We start from the raw sequence: 17,369 nt of genomic DNA on the forward strand, positions 1-17,369 counted from the left end.
CCCGCCTTCGGCGGACCTTCGGCTTCGCCCGGTCGCAGCCCACTACCCCTCGATAGTTCTCCCCCAACAGTTCGGTGATCGCATCGGCCTTGCGGTTGGGGCGGATCGTGTAGCAGGTGAACTCTCGGGCGACGCACGTCCACAGCCAGCTCTTGATGTCGGCCTGCTTGGACGGCGACTCGTCCATGTTCACCACCGGCTGGGCCGCGAGCCGTCCCCGGAGCTCTTCCCACGGCGCCGCCAGCGACGCGCTGGCCTGGTTCTGCAATTTCACCACCCAGCCCGCCGAGCAGGGCTGCCCCAAGACCTGTTCAAGGAACAACGCCGTGCGCCGCTTGCTCTGCCGGTAGCAGCCCATCAGCAGCCCAGCCAACGCCACGAAGTTCGGCCCCGCCTGACCGACCGGCACGCCGGCCGGCAGCGGGGCGCAGGTCGAGGTCCCGCAGCGGCCACACCTCAGCCGATGGCGCCGGTGCTCGGTGACAATCGGCCTGATCGGCGGCAGCTCCCACACCTGATGCCGCAGCGGATCGGGGTCTTCCCCCGCCAGGGACGCTCCGCACCCGCGGCACTCGGCCGGCTTGTGCGTCTGGACGTCGTCGCACTGATCGGTCGGCCGCAGCGGCCGCGTGTGCTTCTTGTGCCCCAGCTGCCCGCCCCGCTTCTTCTTGCTCTTGGGCTTCTCGGACGGCGGTTTGGCGTGGGGGTGCTCGCTCGATGGCGGCAGCGACGAGTTCCGCGGCGTCTTGCTCAGCCGCTCTTCGAGCTGCGCGATCTTCGCCTCAAGCACGGCGATCCGCGCTTCGTAGTGGTCGATCACATGCCGCAGCAACGCCCGGAAATCCGGCGGCAACGCGGACATCTGCTCAGGCGTAATGGGTGGCATGCCCTACAGCGTGCGCTAACTCGCCGACCGGCGCGAAGAGCCGTTATGCGACGGGGTGTGAACGGTTACCTACCTAACACAGGTTGTTAGATTCGGGCAACCAGTTTGAGTCATCAATCAATCACTGGCTCCAGCGAGCAATCGCATGGAAAGGGGGACGGCTCGCTCGTAGTTCGTGCGACTCATTGGCACGGTGTTCAGGTCGTGATTCAACTCGGCGAGGTCAATTCCCTTGAGGCCGCCGCGGCTGTAAAGCCAATGGTCGGCCATACGGATCAGCTCGGTGACCGACCCGGTCATGCTCCGGTCTACACCCATTGCATAACTGACGTCTCGGCACTGGTCGAAAAGCCCCGTTGCCTGCTCGCTAGCGAAGCCCTCGTCGAGCAGTAGCCTGAACAGTCCGTCTCGGAAGAGGTCGTCGAGCTGGCGGAGTTCGGCGCGGGTGACGGCCAGCCGCGTGAAGCAGAGCAAAGACTTTTCGGCTGCGAACAGGACGCACTTCTTGCGGTCGAAGAAAAACAGGTGGGCGTACCAGTCGCCAAGAATCGATTTGGCCGCCCCCGTCTTAGCTAGGTCGGCCGGCTTGAGTCCCATCTCTTTCCGCAGCCTGGCGGTGCAGCGAATTTGCGTCATCGTTCGAGGGACTCCTCTCCGGTCTCTTCCTCAAGCGCCTCGTGGGTGAACATCCAGCGGACGATTTCATGGATTTTCGTGCTGCTGGGACCGTTGAGCGCATTGCCATACTTGGGGTCGTAGTGCTGGCAGTAGTCCGCCGCCAGCTTGTACCCTTCGGCGGGATGCGGGCGACGGCTGAGGGCGATCGTAAGCCCCTTTTCAATCAGCAGCAGTTGCCAATTGTCGACGATACGAATGCGACCCCACCGGTCGGTGCGGTAGTCGTCTTGGTAAGCGACGAGCTTGGCGTGCAGCAGCTCAGCCGCCTCGGGATTGATCGTCGGTTCCACCCGGTCGAGGTCGGTGAGAAGCGCACGCGCTTCGCGAAAGAGTTTGCCGGCCTCGCCTTTGGTTTTCCCCTTGCGAGAAGTCGCCCGGTCGGCGACCCAAATGGCAAATGGTTGTAGGCGCCCGGGCGTCTGGAACCACTTCTTGAGCACGGTGAGTCGGGTGAGATTGGCGGAGCCGGTCTCGCTGATGTCGTCAGCAATTTTGAGCAGTTTTTCTGGGGCTGTCGTTCGCATGACAAGGCGGTCGCAAGTTCGTCGCTAGTTCGCAAGGCAATGTATTTATGGGTGTAGTCTACTGACGAGCTGCTTGGTGCAACAAGGCAGACGGTCTGCTGCTCGGATGAGTTTGCCATGAAGAGAGGCCTGCGACGGCGTAAGAAGGTAAAACCTTGGCCTTGTTGACTAACCCCATGCGAACAACGGCATGCCAAAGGTGACGAATACGTTGAGCAGTTTGCATCGGAGTGCGACCTCGGTCGCCTGATTGGGGAGCGTCCGGTTCTTCAGGCGGTCGCCGAAGTTGGTTTTGAATCGAAACATGGCGGTCTCGGCTAGGCTGCGTCGGTGGTAGCCGATCGATTCTTTCCACGCTTTCTTGCCGTCGCGGCGGATCTGCCGAAGGCACTCGTCGCGCTCCAGCGGCTCGGCCGACGCGTTGCCGTGCTGCTTGATCTTGGCGTTCTTGCGCGGCGGGATCACTTGGTGGATCGACTCCCCTTGGAGGTAGTTACGCACTTTCCACTGGTCGTAGGCGCCGTCGCCGTAAAACGTCTGGACTTCGGCTTCGACTTGCTCCAACAGCGGCTCGACCGCATCGCCGTCGTGGGTGTCGGCGCCCGTCACGACCTGGGCGACGATGGTGTGGGTGGCCGGATCGACGGCCAGGTGAACCTTCCGCCAAGTGCGACGCTTGCCGACCCCGTGCTTCTTCACTTTCCACTCCCCCTCGCCGTAGACCTTGAGCCCCGTGCTGTCGACCACCACGTCGATCGGGCCCTTGGTCTCACGCACGTCGATCGAGACCCCCAGCTTGGCCGCTCGCTTCTGCAGCGAGGTGTAGTCGGGGATCGCCACCTCGGCCTGCATCAGCTTCGCGAGAGCCCGGCCGAAGCCTTCCGTCTGCCGGTACGGCAAGCGGAATAGCTCACGGATCATCAGCAGCGTTTCGACCGCCACATCGCTATAGAGGAACGGCCGGCCGACCTTCTTCCGGTCGTTCTCGTGCTCCCAGGCGTCGATCACCGCGTCATCAAACCAGAAGGTGATGTCGCCCCGCCTTACCAACGACTCGTTGTAGTCCCGCCAGTTCGTTACCTTGTAGGCGAGCTTCCTCGGCTTGCTAGCAGGCTGCGTCATCGTTCGCTCCGTCGGTCTGAATAGAAGGAACTCCGTCCGGAACCGATCTACGCAGCGTTTCTAGCGATTGTTCGACAAGGCCTAAAACCTTCGCAAAACCTCTCCTTGCCCAGAGTGGGCGATCGTCTCACCGTGTCAGTTTACAGCGGCGGCTCAGAACTCGGTCGCCGCACTGGCCAGTTGCTCGGCAGCGACGCCAAAGATCCAGCTATGCGCCAGGTCGCTGACTTTCGCCACGAGCAGGGCGATTGCGCCACGCTGGGTAGTCTGCGAGACTTACGGCGAGTCGAACATGGTTTCGTTGGGAGCGCCGCTTGCGTCATGTTTGCGTTCTTGTCGGAGGGATTGTTGTGGCCAAGGTTTCCGAGGCAGGGATCGCGAGGCATTTCGAGGGGCTAACCGATCCGCGTCGGCGTGAGCCGATCTACCCGTTGGTGAACGTTGTGGTGATGGCGTTGTGCGCGGTCCTAAGCGGGGCGGACGACTTCGTGTCGATCGCCGCGTGGTCGAGGGAGAAGAGAGGGTGGCTGGCGAAGTTCTTGGACCTGTCGGCGGGCGTGCCTTCGCACGACCGCTTCAACGCGGTCTTCGCGGCCCTCAACCCGGCCGAGTTCGAGAAGTGCTTCTTGAGCTGGGTCACCGCGCTGCATGAGGTCACCGACGGCCAGGTGATCGCGATCGATGGTAAGACGCTGCGGCGCAGCTTCGACGCAGCGAGCAGCAAGGCGGCGATCCACATGGTGAGCGCCTGGGCGACCGCCAATCATATCGCCCTGGGGCAGGTCGTCACCGACGCCAAGAGCAACGAGATCACAGCCATCCCAAGGCTGCTTGAGATGCTGGAAATCAAGGGGTGTTTGGTGACCATCGACGCGATGGGGTGTCAACGGGAGATCGCCGAGCGGATCGTCGAAGAGGGCGGCGACTACGTGCTGGCGACCAAGGGGAACCAGCCGAACTTGTGCGAAGCGATCGATGCGTTCTTCACCGCGCAACTGGAAGACGACTGCCGGAACGTGGCGTGCCGACGGCACGAGTCGCACGAGAAAGGGCACGGCCGCGAGGAAGACCGTTACTACTACCTGACGAAGCTGCCGGAGGGGTTTCCCGAGCGTGAGAAGTGGCGTGGGCTCAAGGCGATCGGCATGGCGGTCCGCATCACCACCCATGGCGACGGCGCACAGACATTCGACACGCGCTACTACATCACCAGCCGCTACGTGAGCGGCAAGAGGTTCGCCGAGGCGGTGCGCGGCCACTGGGGGATCGAGAACTCACTCCACTGGCAGCTCGACGTGACGTTCGGCGAAGACCAATGCCGCGTCCGCAAGGGACACGCCGACGCCAACCTCAGCCTGCTGCGCAGAACGGCGCTGAGCCTGCTCAAGAACAACACCTCCCGAAAGCTCGGCGTAAAGAACAAACGCCTCACCGCGGCATGGAGCGATCAGTACCGACTCGAAGTGCTCTGCGGGGCATGAGTTAACGTGCAATCGCCCTGTGAAGGTCCCGAAGCAGGATTCCATGAAGGCGTTGTCGTAGCAGTCTCCGGCGCGGCTCATGCTCTGACGCATCTCGGCGCGTCGCAGCACGGCCCGGTACTCGGCGCCCGCGTACTGGCCGCCCCGATCGGTGTGGTGGATCAGCCCAGCGCCCGGGCCGCGTTGAGCGAGGGTCGCCAAGCCCATAGCCCCCCAGAACCGGATCGCCGGCTGCTCATGCGCGAGCAAACCAACAAGTTCCTCCTCGTTGGCCTGCTCCCCCTGGCCAGCCATCTCGGCCGCAGTGTACAGCGCTTCCAGCGGGAAGTTGGTGCGGCGGACCCAGCCGTAGAGCGGTTCGTCGCCGTGCTCCCGAGTGGTGAACGGGAACAGCCCCAGGTCTTTGCTGTCGCGGAGGTGGCGGCTTACCACGCCACGCAGCTCGCTTAGCTTCTCCGAATAGGCCGGATCGTCGGCGATGTTTGTCATCTCCCACGGGTCGGCCTCAAGGTCAAAAAGCATCTCGGTCGGGCTGGGCTCAAAGATCGCCTTGTGCCGTGGGTCATTCAGGGCGTCGGCGTAGTACGCCTTGTCCCACGCCATGAATGCGGGGACGCCCCACTGGTAGCTCTGCCTCAAGGCGTCGGGTCGGTGAGGCGCGTAGGCGCGGATGTAATGAAACCGCCCGTCGCTGGCGTTGCGGTAGGGGGCGAAGTGCTGGCTCTGGTTGGTGCGGAATTCAAGCTGGTAAGTTTTAGAAGCACTAACAAAACCGGAGGTCAATCGCTAGCTTTGCATCCGCAATGGGCGCCGTAGGAGTGCGGCGTCGTTCTGCATTTTGTGGCCGCTAGCATCACGCGATCTGCACAGCAGGAGAGTCGGGATCCCGTTCTCTTTATTGGAGGTGCATGATGGCCGGACCGTTGGTTCCTGACGAGTTGTGGATGAAGATTGAGCCGCTGATCCCCGAGCGACCCGAACGACCCCAAGGGGGTCGGCCGCCGGTGGATGACCGTGCCGCGCTTACCGGCATCGTGTTCGTGCTCAAGACGGGCATCCCCTGGGAGATGCTCCCGCAGGAGATGGGCTGCGGCATGACCTGCTGGCGGCGGGCCCGCGACTGGCAAGAGGCCGGCCTGTGGGACCGCCTCCACGAGCTGCTGCTGGCCGAGCTGAACGCAGCTAACAAGATCGACTGGTCGCGTGTGGCGGTCGATAGCGGCACGGTTCGCGCTGTGGGGGGTGGCGAAAAGACCGGTCCCAACCCTACCGACCGCCGGAAGCCCGGCAGTAAGCACCACGTCGCCACCGACGGCAATGGCGTGCCGCTGCAGACCGAGCTTTCGGCCGCCAACTCGCACGACGGCAAGCACATGGTCCCGCTGATCGCGGAGATCCCTCCGGTCCGCGGCAAGGTGGGGCATCCGCGATCGCGGCCCGACGCGGCGTTCGCCGACCGGGCCTACGACGACGACGCCAATCGGTTGCTGCTGGAGTGGTTCGGGATCGAGCCCTACATCGCCCGCCGGGGCGACGAGCATGGCAGCGGACTGGGCGTCTACCGCTGGGTCGTTGAAAGGACCATCGCTTGGCTGCATAACTTTAAACGCTTAAGGGTCCGCTTCGACCGACGCGAGGACATCCACGAAGGCTTCCTCAACCTCGGCAAATGCCTCGTCTGCTGGAATGTGTTGAAAGGGGAGTTTTGTTAGGGCTTCTTAGGCTCGGCATCAGGTCCCAGCATGTCGTGGCCCTGCATGTAGTCCGGCGCCTTAACGCCCGCAAGCGACAGCACAGTCGGCGCTAGGTCCTCGAAACCAATCAACCGATCGCTCGCCTCGCCCATCGGCAGGCCAACGCGGTCGCGCCATTTCTCGGGAACCCAAACGATCATCGGCACTCGGAAGCCCGTGATATACGGGAACGCCTTCTCCCGCGGCTGCACGCCGCCGTGGTCGGAGAAGAAGAACACGATCGTCTCTTCCTTCAGCCCGCGTGCTTCAAGGTCGTCGAGGAACTGCTTAACCCACTGATCGACTTCGTTGATTCCTTCCTGGTGCAACGCGATGTCCGATCGCACCTCCAGTAGGTCCGGCAAGAACGGCGGGACAAAAATTTCGTCCAGCGGCAAACCTTCAAATTCTCGCCGGCCCTCGAGCGTGAAGCTGCGGACACGGACCATGTGGACCGACGCTTGATTGAATACGGCAAAGAACGGTTGCCCCGGCTTGCGCTTGCCGTTGTTGTAGGTGGCTTTGCCGCCGCTGACGTCCCATGCGGCGTCGATCCCCCGGCGTTTATCGGGCCGAGCGGTGTTGTAGTCGGTCTTGCTGTTGTTGGTGGTGTAGTAACCCGACTCACGGAGCAGCCCGGGGAAAAATACTGCTCTACCGGCACTCGCCAATCAGCCCGGTGCCAGTCGGTGCCGTACGTGGTGGCCGGGCAGCCAGAAATGATTGTCGACCTGGCCGGCGAGCAGTGCGGAGCCGTCGAGGAGGCGTGCGTAAACCTCACCCCTTCGGCCGCGAGGCAGTCGATCGTCGGCGTTTGGGCTAACGCGCTTCCGTAGCAGCCAAACTCACGCTGGCTGGTATCCTCGATGGTAAGCCACAGGATATTCGGCCGGTCTTGCTCGGCGGCTTGAACGCAGGGCGAGGCGAGTATGGCCAGCCACGCTGCAACACCGACGACGACTAAGCATTGAGCGTGGGGAGGATGATCGAACTTTTAAGTGCGCATCAAGAATGACCTGTCCGTCAATTCCGCACCACCTCAGCTTTTCGTCAGTCAAAAGAAAGGCGCACGTTTCCGAACCGAGCAGAATCGCCTGGACAACCTAGACAGCTGCCCCCACGCACGCGCCAAGGCCTCCCACGTCGATTTTGAGCACAGCTAGCGTGAAGTATTTGACCCCCGGAACCCCCAGCGCTCCAAACGGCCGCTTGGCGACCGCTCACCGCGCGGTTGCCCTGGTCCCTACGGGAGCTCACTCTCGGGGACGGACTCTTGCCCGGTAAGCGTTATCAGGCCTCGAGAGACGCTCAGCATTCCGGACTCTTCGTGGAGCTCACCGACCTGCAAGTAGCAGCGGCGATTGGCGATCGGCTGCTCGGGATACGGTTTTGAGTAGTCGCGGTGCGGCTCGCAGTGATAGAACACCAGCGCGCGGTCGCCGAGGACAGCGACCGACGGGTGACGTCCGAAGGATCGATCGGTGGCGTGTGTTCCGGGAACGTCCAACAGCACGCCTGCGTGCCGCCATGCTCCGTCGGCGTCTAGCCGATAGGCTGCGATCGGGGGCCCGGCGGGGTCGGTCAGCAACCATGTCTGGCCACGCCATTGAAACGGGAATGGGGCTTCTTGATAGCCGTACCCGGTGACGCGACGGTCGTTCACGTCTCCCACGGCGGGCCCGAGCGTATTCCAGGTCATCAAGTCGGTCGATTCGGCGACGTAAGTCGTCACCCCTTTGGGCGTCCTCGGGGAAAGGTCGCGATAGTAGAGCCGCCATCGCCCCGGCAACCGGATTAGACCGGCGTCAATCGCCTCGGGGCCTGCAACCGCGAGGTCAGCGTATTGCCAGTCCAGTGGGCTCTTCGGGTCGGCCACGTAGTGACGGATCCCCTCGGGTTCCCCGCCCCAAAAGCCCTCTGACGTACCCCGATACGTGACGAACATGTGCAGCGAGTCGCCGTGCCGAACAACCGCCGGCGCCCAGTAAGTGTGCTCCGCGTCGGGAACGTCGTCATGCCCATCAAATCGGCAGTACCCGGCGAACTTCCACTCGTGTAGGTCCTTGCTCCGGGCGACCCCGATCGGACAGCCCGCGGCGACGCCGCCCGCGGCACGCAGCGCACGGCGCCCAGTGTAGAAGATGAGCCACTCATCGGCTTCACGGTCGTAGAACACCTCGGGATCACACGACCCATGGTAATTGGGGTCGGAGAACAGCGGCTTGGGAAACACCTCGCCGCGGGTGGCGTGCGCGAACAAGCCGAGCGCCGTAGCGCCGAGGATGAAGATCGAACAGTAGCGAACAGAGCGTACCTGCTCCGCCTGAACCGAGTCTGCCGTCATTGTCGAAGCTCGCTGCAGTCAGTTGAACATCGTTCTGAGAAGGCCCGATTGGCCAAGGATCCGTGAGCGCCGCCCTAGCGGTCTTGTCGGTATTCCGTGCGGGGCCGCAGACGGGGCGACTCTCGCGGGTCTGCTGGCGATCCCGATGTCGTCCAATCCAACTTAGCGCTGCGGCTCACCGACGAGGCAGATAGGAGGCAGCACTCTCCGTCAAGATTGGTAGGAAGTCGATGCCGACTCCGCGTTTGGACCGGCTCGATGGATAGTTCGGAAGTCGTCACTACTTGCTCAACGCGTCGTGGGGAGATGAGCGCTCTGGCTGGAGCGCCGTGGAGGGCGGCAAACCCGTGCTGCCTTTACGGCTGGAATCTCGCTGGGGCGGGGAGGACGTTGCTCTGTTCCGCCCATTCGCTCCAGAGCTGCGACAGTCGATCTACGTCCGGGCGGCGTGACGATGACAGGTCGTTGGACTCCGTGCGGTCGTTCGTTATGTCGTAGAGTTCCCAATCGCTGCCAACTCCGTTCCGGACGAGCTTCAGATCGCCGGTACGGATGGCGGCGTTCCCCTCGTGCTCCCAGAAGATCGAGCGGTCCGCTGCTTGGTTGGGCATTTGGATGACAGGCGCAAGACTGATTCCTGCGGGGGGGGAGACGTGCCTGTCGCGGATCGTGTCGGGCCATGTCGTTTTGGCCAAGTCGATCAGGGTCGGGGCGATGTCGATCATGTGGGCGGGTTGACGGCGCCACCCCTTCGACTTGATTCCAACCGGCCAGTGAACAATCAGCGGAGTCGCGATCCCACCCTCGTGGTTGTGGTGTTTGTAGAGCCGGAAGGGCGTGTTCTGAAGGTGAGCCCAGCTCTGTCCGCAGAACCATGCGGAATCGGCCGTCGTGGGGTTCCCCTTTGTGCGTCCCGATGGGCCGGCCTCGGCGTTGCCCCCGTTGTCGCTGCAGAAGATGACAACGGTGTTGTCGAGGGCGCCCCGATCCTCAAGTCCTTTCAGCAAGTTTCCAATCGATTGGTCCATCCTGGCGACAACTGCCGCATAAACCGACATCAGATGGTCGAAGCGATCCTTCTCTTCGTCGGACAGACTGACCCAACGCGAGATCTCATCGGGCAGGGGCGCCGGCTGCCATGATGCGTCGATCAGCCCCGAGCGTCGCTGCCGCCCGAGTCGTTCTTGCGCGAGTTGCTCCCAACCGCGGCGATAATTCCCACGGAAGCGGTCGATATCGATGGCGTCCGCTTGCAACGGGAAGTGGGGCGCGGTGTGGGCCTGATAGAGCAAGAATGGCGCGCCCTCCGAGAGGGCCTCATCGACAAACTTCAGACCGTAGTCCGTCCAGAGATCGGTGGCGTACCAGTTTTCCGGCAAGCGGGGGTCGACGTTCGCGATGCGTTCGCCATCAAGGAACAGTTGGCACTTGCTAGATTCGCAGGGATAGTAAACGCCACCGGCGGCCAAGTTGAGGCTGCGGCGAAAGCCACGGTCGGTTGGCCTCTGCCCCGGCCGATGCCCCACGTGCCACTTGCCGGTCATCGCCGTGAAGTAACCCGCCTCGCGGAGCACCTCGGCAAAGGTGGCGCAATCCTGACGCAAGTGCCCCCGGTAGCCAGGTAAGCGATCATCAGCGGTCATGTGGCCGATCCCCGCTCGGTGAGAGTAATGGCCGGTAAGCAGCGAGGCACGCGTCGGACAGCAACGCCCCGTGTTGTAGAACTGTGAGAAGCAGAGCCCGCCGGCTGCTAGTCGGTCGAGACTCGGCGTTGGGATTTCGGACCCGTAGGGGCCGATGTCGGAGAACCCCATGTCGTCTGCAAGAATGACGACGAAGTTGGGGCGCGGCTCGGCTACGGCAGAGCAGACACACAACAGCACCCAAAGCAGGGCTGATGCGGACGGGGGATAGCGTGTTGACATGCTAGTGTACTGCATCAATCAGACGTGACCTTATCGAGCGTAGCCCTGGCGCGTCGTACTTTGGCGAGGATCTCCTCTGCGGTCGCCGTCCATCTCAGGCCCTTCGCGTGGTTGTTGTGATCTTCGACGTACTGCTTGATCGCTTTGATCAACTGAGGCACGCTGCGGAATGTGCCGCGGCGGAGCCGCTTGTTGGTCAGCTCGGCGAAGAACCTCTCAACCAGGTTCAGCCAGCTGCTGCTGGTGGGGATGAAGTGCATGTGGAATCGCGGGTGACGCTTCAACCAGCTTTGTACCTTGGGGTGCTTGTGCGTCGCGTAATTGTCGGCGATCAGGTGCAGATCGAGCCCCGCCGGGGTCCGCGCGTCGATCTCCTTGAGGAAGGCGATCCACTCCTGATGACGATGCCGCTTCATGCACTTGTCGATCACGACTCCTTCGGCGACGTTCAGCGCCGCGAACAGTGTCGTCGTGCCGTGCCGCTTGTAGTCGTGTGTCATTGTCCCGCAGCGGCCGGGGTGGATCGGCAGCCCCCTCTGCGTCCGGTCGAGCGCCTGGACCTGCGTCTTCTCGTCGACCGACAGCACGATCGCGTGCTCCGGCGGGTTGAGGTACAAGCCGACCACGTCGTGCACCTTCTCGGCGAAGTCAGGGTCGTTCGACACCTTAAAGGTCTTGACCCGATGCGGCTGCAGGCCGTGCGCCCGCCACACGCGGGCGACCCGCGCGTCGCTCACCCCCAGCTCCGCCGCGAGCGAGCGGGTGCTCCAGTGCGTGGCGTGCTTCGGTTTGGTCTGGGTCGTGGCTTCGAGGATCCGCCGCGTCAGGACATCACGCTCGGGGCTGGGGCGGCCGGGCCGCGGGGCGTCCTTCTCGATCGCCGCCAGCCGACCCTCTGCGAACCGCTTCCGCCACACCCCAACCGGCCGACGCGCCATGCCGACCTCGTGAGAGATCTCCAAGTTGGTCTTCCCGGCCGCGGCCAGCAGCACCACCTGGGCCCGCTTCACCAGCCGCATCGGCGTGCTGCGCCCGCGGCTCCACTTCATCAGTGTCTTTCGCTCGTCGTCCGTCAACGTGATCGCAACCGCTACCCGCATGACCAAGGCTCCGTCCGGTGAGATGTGAGGCCTCATCATGCTACGCCGGGGGATCACTTTATGTTCACGCAATAATGACGCAGTACACTAGTTCCGACGTCGGGGCGTTGCGTTTTCGGGGAATGAGCGACGCCGATAATTTTAAACTGCGGCGAGGCTTCACAGCCTCATTCGGCATCAGCGTCTATCGGTCTCAGGGCGAGGCACCGCATTGGTGGGCGGGGCGCCATTGCCATGGAACCAGCACGGCCACGGCCAGCACGAGGGCCGACGGCTCGGGAACCGAAAAGAGCGCCGCGAAGGCGTCTTCCCCGTGTGTTGCTATGTAGGCGTCCTTGAATAAGCGGAAGTCGATGCGATCGACGACGCCCGAGCCGTCGAAGTCTCCGCTGCTCCAAGCCGCCGCAGGGTCCAGACCGGTCGTGTCCGCAAGCAGGGACTGCGCCAGGAGGGGCCAATCCGACCGGGTGACCATGCCGTCACCGTCCAAGTCGCCGATCGCTCGCCCGTTCAAGGCGACGTACGATGCGAAGAATATCTTCAAGTCGTCGCGCGTCACACGGCGATCGAGATTCAGGTCGCCCCGCTGGAGCGCCTGGTGGAACGTCATTGTCGAGAAATCGGCGTCGAAGTAATCCTTCATCAAGTTGTAATCGGTGAAGTCGACCATGCCGTCTCGGTTCACGTCGGCTGCGTCGGCCTGAATCGCAAGCCAATCTTCCATGTAGCGCTCGTTGTACGAGTCGAGCGAACTCCCCTCATCCACCATCGCATAGATGTAGAGCCAGTTGATGTGGAAGGGACTGTAGCCATCGCGCGTGACGTTCATGCCGCGCATCGACAGCGGCTGCGAGAACCCGAGTGTCCCGATCGCGACGTCGTGCTGCCTGAACAGTTGATGCATGTCTTCCAGGTGGTCCGGATTGGACCAAGGTTGCGACTCGATAAAGTCGGTCCACTCCCGGCGGCTTACTTGCGTGTTGAACGCCTGTTGAAGATAGCCATCGACATGAAGGTTCGGGTCGTAGCCATAGGCTGTGGCGAAGGTCTGGCCAACGGCGGTTACGCCGATCGGATCGTCCAGCGCGGCTTGGTAACGCCAGACCGGCGAGAACTCGGTGACGATCAGGTCCTTCGTGGCGCCAGCGAGCTCTTGCCGCGCAAAGCTGAGCATGCTGTTCGCTTCGTCGAGCGTGCTAAAGTGGGCGTGAACGTCCATCCCTGCTACCGCGGCGTTGTCTCGCGCAAGCTGGAACATCTCTCGGACGACATCGAGCGACTGGTTCGAGCTGCGGTCAAGCCGGTTCAGCGATCCAACGAAGTAGCGAGGCTCGGTCGCTTGCTGTGCGCCGTATGCATTGCGGAGGTGTTCGAGCAGCCGCTCCGTGAACCGGACGTAGGGCACGGACTGGCCGTCGCTTTGTAGGTCGAGCTGGAGCGTCTCGAACATCGGCTCGTTGCCCAGGACAATCGAGTTGACCGGCCGCCCGATGGCTACGAGCGTCTGAGCGGCACGGTCGAAGAGCGTCGCCTCGCGGGGAGAGCCCGGCGCCGGCACCCGCTCGCCGGCGTTCTTGAAGTTCCATTTAAAGGACACGAGCAACTGCTGTCCCGAGTCGGCCGAACGGCGGAGCCCGACGATGTCGGGGTCGGAAAGCAGGTTGCCGACGCCCTCTTTGCCCAAGATGTCGATGAACCCTCGGGACCAAGTGGTCTTGCTAGCAAGCAGCTCGGCCGTGCTCGCGTTGCGAGGGAGTTCGTTGAAGTTGGCGCCCAGGATCTGAGCGCGAGCGGGCAGCGCGATCAACGCCGCGAGGATGAGCGGCGCCAACAGCGGATTGGGTCGCGAGGCCCCGACGCGTTGCATCGGGAGGTTCAGGGGTGTCTGGGTAATCAATAGGTTTGCTCGTTTCGGGTCACTTGCTGCGCCAGCAAGCGAATTGTTCGACAGCGAAAGGAGTTCCGGGACAGATGACGAGGAGCAATCGGTGGGGGCCCGGGCCAGAACCGGCCCAGACCCCGCCCGTCGCCCCACACGACTCTCTCACCGACGGCCGTGCCGCCGCAACAGTCCCGCAACGGCGCTGCCCGCCAGCAGAAGTAAGATTGCCGAGGGCTCGGGCACGGGAACGTTGTACTCGAACGATCGCAGGCCGTACTGATTGTTGCCGCCGTCGGTTGCGCCGTTGGAGAACTCAAGCGATGAACCCGCGGGAGTGGCCGCCTGGTTTCCGAGCGTCAGCGTTTGCAAACCGCCGGCGCCCGGTATCCAGGTGATCGCGCCAGCGGCAAAGCCGATGGAGCCGGCGCCCGCGGCGGACGGGTCGGCCGTGAAGCCGCTGATCACGATGGTCGAAGCAAGCCCACCCGCCGACGCTCCAGCGCTCGCTACGGTAATCGCGGTCAGGCCACCGAAACCTGTTGCAGGGAGGTCAAGCTTGATGGACTCTGCGTTGGCGCCGTTATTGTTGATCGACCGGGTGAAGCCGACGCTTGGTCCGTCCGCGGCGGGCTGCCCGACCCCCAGGCCGTTGTTCGGGTTGGCGCCGCCGTCGTAGGCGAGTTGTGATCCAGCCAAGCCGTCTAGCATGGCCGTTAGCGTGAAGCCGCTGACCGACTTCGTATTGCCATTGAACTGGGCAGGCGTGCCGATAATTTCTTCGGTGTTAATCAACGCGGCATGGGCGCCCGATGGCGCCGCTACGAGAGCGGCGATGGTCAACATAGCGATTGGAACCAGAAGCGATCTCATTAGACTGAACCTCCAAAGCTGTGAAACCGAGAAGCAACAGAAGCGACAAGGCGTCTACTTTCATGTTTTAAGAACGTCTACGCCCTCTCTGGAGGCAAAGAAGCGCCGCGCAAGCGAGCAGCAGCGAAGCGGGCTCTGGAACCGGGCTTCCGTCGATCCCTCCCCCAACAGCCGGCTGGCCGAAGTTGTTCTTCCAGGACGAGTAGTCGGCGGCGCTTACCACGCCCGTGTTGGCCGGGTCGCGGTTCTGGAGCATCGCGGCGCTGAGGCCCAGGTTGTCGCGCCACACGGTGTAGTCGGCGGCGTCGACAAAGCCGTCCCCGTTGTAGTCGCCCACCGTGCCCGACGGCTCCGACTGGAAGTACTCGATGAAGGCGCCCCCGACTCGCACGGTCTCGCCCGTCGAGGCGAGGTCGAACTCTAGCACCAAGTCCCGTGTATCCAGGGCGGTGTCGTAGAACGTGCCGAGCGGAACCTGCATCGCCCCGGGGGCGATGGTGGAACTGCCGAACGCAAAGGCCTCCGCCTTTAGACTGGTGCTCGTGGCGTTGCTGGCCGCTTGATCCCATCCGGGGCTTGTGGCGGAGCCGTCTCCCTGGGGAAAGACGCCGCTGCCCCCCAGGCCGGTGTAGCCCGTGGTCAGCAACCCGTTGCCGGCGCTGAGGACCTGCACAAAATCGATCTCGCGCGGGAGGGCGCCCCGCGTCAGGAACACATCGCCGGTTCTTGTATCAACCCGCAGAGAGACCTCCGAAATGTCTTCGACAAGCTCGATGGCTCGGAATCCGTACTGGTTGTTCCCGCCGGTGGTGCTGCCGTTGGAGAACGTCAGCGACCCGCCCGCGGCGACCGATGCCGCGTTCCCCAAAGTGAGCGTCGCGGCGTTCGCCCCGAGCGGGTTGCCGACGTCCGAAGTGGGGTTGGTCCAGGTCAGCGTGCCGGACAAGAAGTCAATCGTGCCGGTCCCGGTGGCCATCGGGTCGCTGGCGAACCCGCTGATCGAGACCACCGACGCGGTTGCGTTGGACACCACGATCTTGGCCAGCCCACTGAAACCGGCCAAAGGCAGGTCGAGGCGGATCGACTCGGCGTTTGTGCCGTTGTTGTTGATCGAGCGGGTAAAGCCAACGGACGGTCCCAACCCCGCCGGCTGACCCACGCCGAGCCCCGCGCCAAGATTGAATGACCCGTCCAGGGCGAGCTGCGAAGCCGGGGAGCCGTCGAGCTGCGCCGTCAGCACGAAGCTCCCCACCGAAGCGAGCGAGTTGCCGTTGTACTGAGCGAGCCCGACTGCCGGGTCGGTCGGGCTGACGCCGGTGAAGTCGCCGTTGGTGAGCAGAGTCACCGCGGAGCAAGGGGCGGCAATCGCCATTGCCACAAGCAGTGCGATCCCCCGCGGAGTCTGGACACACCGGCTCGGCACAAGCGATCGGCCAGAGCAAGACCGCAGCAGCACGAGGCCGACGCCGGCCAGGGCGACCAGAGTTAGCGTGATCGCACCGGGCTCGGGGACGCTCGAAACCGCGGCCAACGCTTCGAAGCTCTCGGCGCCGAAGGCGGCGATGAAGTTGTCCTTGAAGAAGCGGAAGTCTGCGCGATCCGTCAGCCCGTCGCCGGTCAGGTCGCCGGCCAAGTACTGCCCGATACCGCTGGTCGGAGACTGGGCGTTGACGAGCCCACCGAGCACCGTGGGCCAGTCGCCGGCGTCGAGCGCGCCGCTGCTGTCGTAATCCCCCAAGACGGCCGGCGCCGTGTAGTTGACCAACGCATTGATGACGCCCCCTCCAACCAGGTTGACCTGCGCTGATACGTCGCGGAATGGTGACGGCACGTAGATGTCTCCCAAACTGACCGAGCTTCCCGCGGAGATGTTCGTGGCCAGGGTCGCCGAAGCGGTCGCGCCCGGGCCCGATCCGGTGTCGAAACCGGCGCTGCCGCCCACCAGACTGTAGGACTCCACATTGACCGCGGACGAGGTCGGGTTGCTAAGCGTCACGGCGCCCGAGGTCTGGTTGATGTTGAGCGTGAGAACCGGTTTAGCGGGGACCGACAGAGAGAGCGTGGCAGGTTCGACCCAGAAGCCGACGTCACCGTCGTTGCTTCCAAACGTTCCGATCATCTGCACTGCCTCATCTGCCTTAAAGGGATTGCCTACGTCAGTCGTATCGCTCAGTCCCCCGAAACTACCGGACGCACTACTGATGAGTCCTGCCTGATACGTATTATTTCCGAACCAGTTGAATGTGCTGCTGGCGCCACGGACGTCGGTGGATTGCACGACTCCAAGCTGCGCCGTGTCGTCTTGCACTGCGAGGCTGAAGCCCTTGGCGCCGTTCCAGGTCGCCGCGACCGAGACAAGATTGCCAGCGGTCAGCGGCCCAAAGCTGCTGTAGATGGCGGCGGCGTTGTCGAGTAGGTCGAGGTCGTTGGCGACCAACGACGACGCAAGCGCGGCGCCGGTCGGCCCGGCGCTAACCGCCGACTTGATTGCTAGCGTGGGAACGCCGTCGATCAACCACAAGCCCACGCCGTTGCTCGTGCCGCCGATTTCTTGGATCAGGCGGGTCTCACCGAGGGCGAGGTCCGCCACCGTGGGAGTGAATGTGGCGTTGAAGGCGAAGCCCGCCGTGTAGCCATTCGGCGAGTTGCTTATTGCGTTGCCCAGGCCGACGTTGGCGGTCGTTCCCGAGAAGATGAAGTTCAGGTTGCCAAACCCCGTGGAGAGCCCCGTAAGGTTGTCCGCCCGACAGGTCGCGGGCAAAGCCGCCAACAAGAGCAGGGCAAGCAGGCGGGATGAACCGAGAGTCGTGGGTGAGTTATTCAT

General features: G+C 63.4%; 12 protein-coding genes and 3 pseudogenes. 2 read left to right on the forward strand and 13 right to left on the reverse strand.

Translation table 11 applies throughout. The features are described 5' to 3' along the window. Nucleotides 1-40: 40 nt before the first annotated feature. The 4 genes and pseudogenes from Pla175_RS26835 to Pla175_RS14835 all read right to left on the reverse strand — a co-directional run. Nucleotides 41-886, reverse strand: a pseudogene (locus Pla175_RS26835) (DUF6444 domain-containing protein); the annotation flags it as partial. A gap of 117 nt (nucleotides 887-1,003) precedes the next feature. Beyond that, nucleotides 1,004-1,522: a DUF6933 domain-containing protein gene (locus tag Pla175_RS14825; RefSeq protein ID WP_145286493.1), complete on the reverse strand. Its 519-nt coding sequence runs from the start codon at nucleotides 1,520-1,522 to the stop codon at nucleotides 1,004-1,006. Next, on the reverse strand, nucleotides 1,519-2,088 hold the full coding sequence (locus Pla175_RS14830) for a hypothetical protein (protein ID WP_145286496.1): 570 nt from the start codon (nucleotides 2,086-2,088) through the stop codon (nucleotides 1,519-1,521). The genes Pla175_RS14825 and Pla175_RS14830 overlap by 4 nt, the downstream gene beginning before the upstream one ends. A 168-nt stretch (nucleotides 2,089-2,256) precedes the next feature. Next, entirely contained in the window at nucleotides 2,257-3,210 is a 954-nt protein-coding gene (locus tag Pla175_RS14835) for an IS5 family transposase (RefSeq protein ID WP_145286402.1), read from the reverse strand. A 350-nt stretch (nucleotides 3,211-3,560) separates the two neighbouring features. On the opposite strand from Pla175_RS14835, the gene Pla175_RS14840 reads away from it, so the two are divergent. After that, complete coding sequence (locus Pla175_RS14840; protein WP_145286499.1) at nucleotides 3,561-4,691, forward strand: ISAs1 family transposase; 1,131 nt, start codon at nucleotides 3,561-3,563, stop codon at nucleotides 4,689-4,691. A gap of 30 nt (nucleotides 4,692-4,721) precedes the next feature. Here the strand turns inward: Pla175_RS14840 and Pla175_RS14845 are convergent. Further along, nucleotides 4,722-4,901, reverse strand: a pseudogene (locus tag Pla175_RS14845) (DDE-type integrase/transposase/recombinase); the annotation flags it as partial. A 701-nt stretch (nucleotides 4,902-5,602) separates the two neighbouring features. Here Pla175_RS14845 and Pla175_RS14850 point away from each other — a divergent pair. Further along, complete coding sequence (locus Pla175_RS14850) at nucleotides 5,603-6,403, forward strand: IS5 family transposase (protein WP_145292113.1); 801 nt, start codon at nucleotides 5,603-5,605, stop codon at nucleotides 6,401-6,403. Here Pla175_RS14850 and Pla175_RS14855 read toward each other — a convergent pair. The 8 genes and pseudogenes from Pla175_RS14855 to Pla175_RS14890 all read right to left on the reverse strand — a co-directional run bounded on the left by Pla175_RS14855 (nucleotide 6,400) and on the right by Pla175_RS14890 (nucleotide 17,369). Beyond that, on the reverse strand, nucleotides 6,400-7,095 hold the full coding sequence (locus Pla175_RS14855; protein WP_145286502.1) for a sulfatase-like hydrolase/transferase: 696 nt from the start codon (nucleotides 7,093-7,095) through the stop codon (nucleotides 6,400-6,402). The two genes, Pla175_RS14850 and Pla175_RS14855, sit on opposite strands and share 4 nt — an antisense overlap. A gap of 32 nt (nucleotides 7,096-7,127) precedes the next feature. Next, nucleotides 7,128-7,361, reverse strand: a pseudogene (locus Pla175_RS27170) (sulfatase-like hydrolase/transferase); the annotation flags it as partial. 306 nt (nucleotides 7,362-7,667) lie between these two features. Continuing rightward, nucleotides 7,668-8,768, reverse strand: coding sequence for a family 43 glycosylhydrolase (locus Pla175_RS14865; protein ID WP_145286506.1), 1,101 nt, complete (start codon nucleotides 8,766-8,768; stop codon nucleotides 7,668-7,670). Nucleotides 8,769-9,124: 356 nt separating this feature from the next. Next, nucleotides 9,125-10,693, reverse strand: a complete 1,569-nt coding sequence (locus Pla175_RS14870; protein ID WP_145286509.1) for an arylsulfatase — start codon at nucleotides 10,691-10,693, stop codon at nucleotides 9,125-9,127. Between the two features lie 14 nt (nucleotides 10,694-10,707). Beyond that, nucleotides 10,708-11,793 carry an IS630 family transposase gene (locus tag Pla175_RS14875; RefSeq protein WP_145286513.1) on the reverse strand — a complete coding sequence of 362 codons (1,086 nt, stop codon included), beginning with the start codon at nucleotides 11,791-11,793 and terminating at the stop codon, nucleotides 10,708-10,710. Between the two features lie 193 nt (nucleotides 11,794-11,986). Continuing rightward, entirely contained in the window at nucleotides 11,987-13,660 is a 1,674-nt protein-coding gene (locus tag Pla175_RS14880) for a dockerin type I domain-containing protein (RefSeq protein WP_145286516.1), read from the reverse strand. A gap of 177 nt (nucleotides 13,661-13,837) precedes the next feature. After that, nucleotides 13,838-14,518: a PEP-CTERM sorting domain-containing protein gene (locus Pla175_RS14885; RefSeq protein ID WP_197526851.1), complete on the reverse strand. Its 681-nt coding sequence runs from the start codon at nucleotides 14,516-14,518 to the stop codon at nucleotides 13,838-13,840. A 94-nt stretch (nucleotides 14,519-14,612) separates the two neighbouring features. Next, nucleotides 14,613-17,369, reverse strand: coding sequence for a beta strand repeat-containing protein (locus Pla175_RS14890; RefSeq protein ID WP_145286522.1), 2,757 nt, complete (start codon nucleotides 17,367-17,369; stop codon nucleotides 14,613-14,615).

This window comes from Pirellulimonas nuda (assembly GCF_007750855.1).
Taxonomy (GTDB): Bacteria; Planctomycetota; Planctomycetia; order Pirellulales; family Lacipirellulaceae; genus Pirellulimonas; species Pirellulimonas nuda.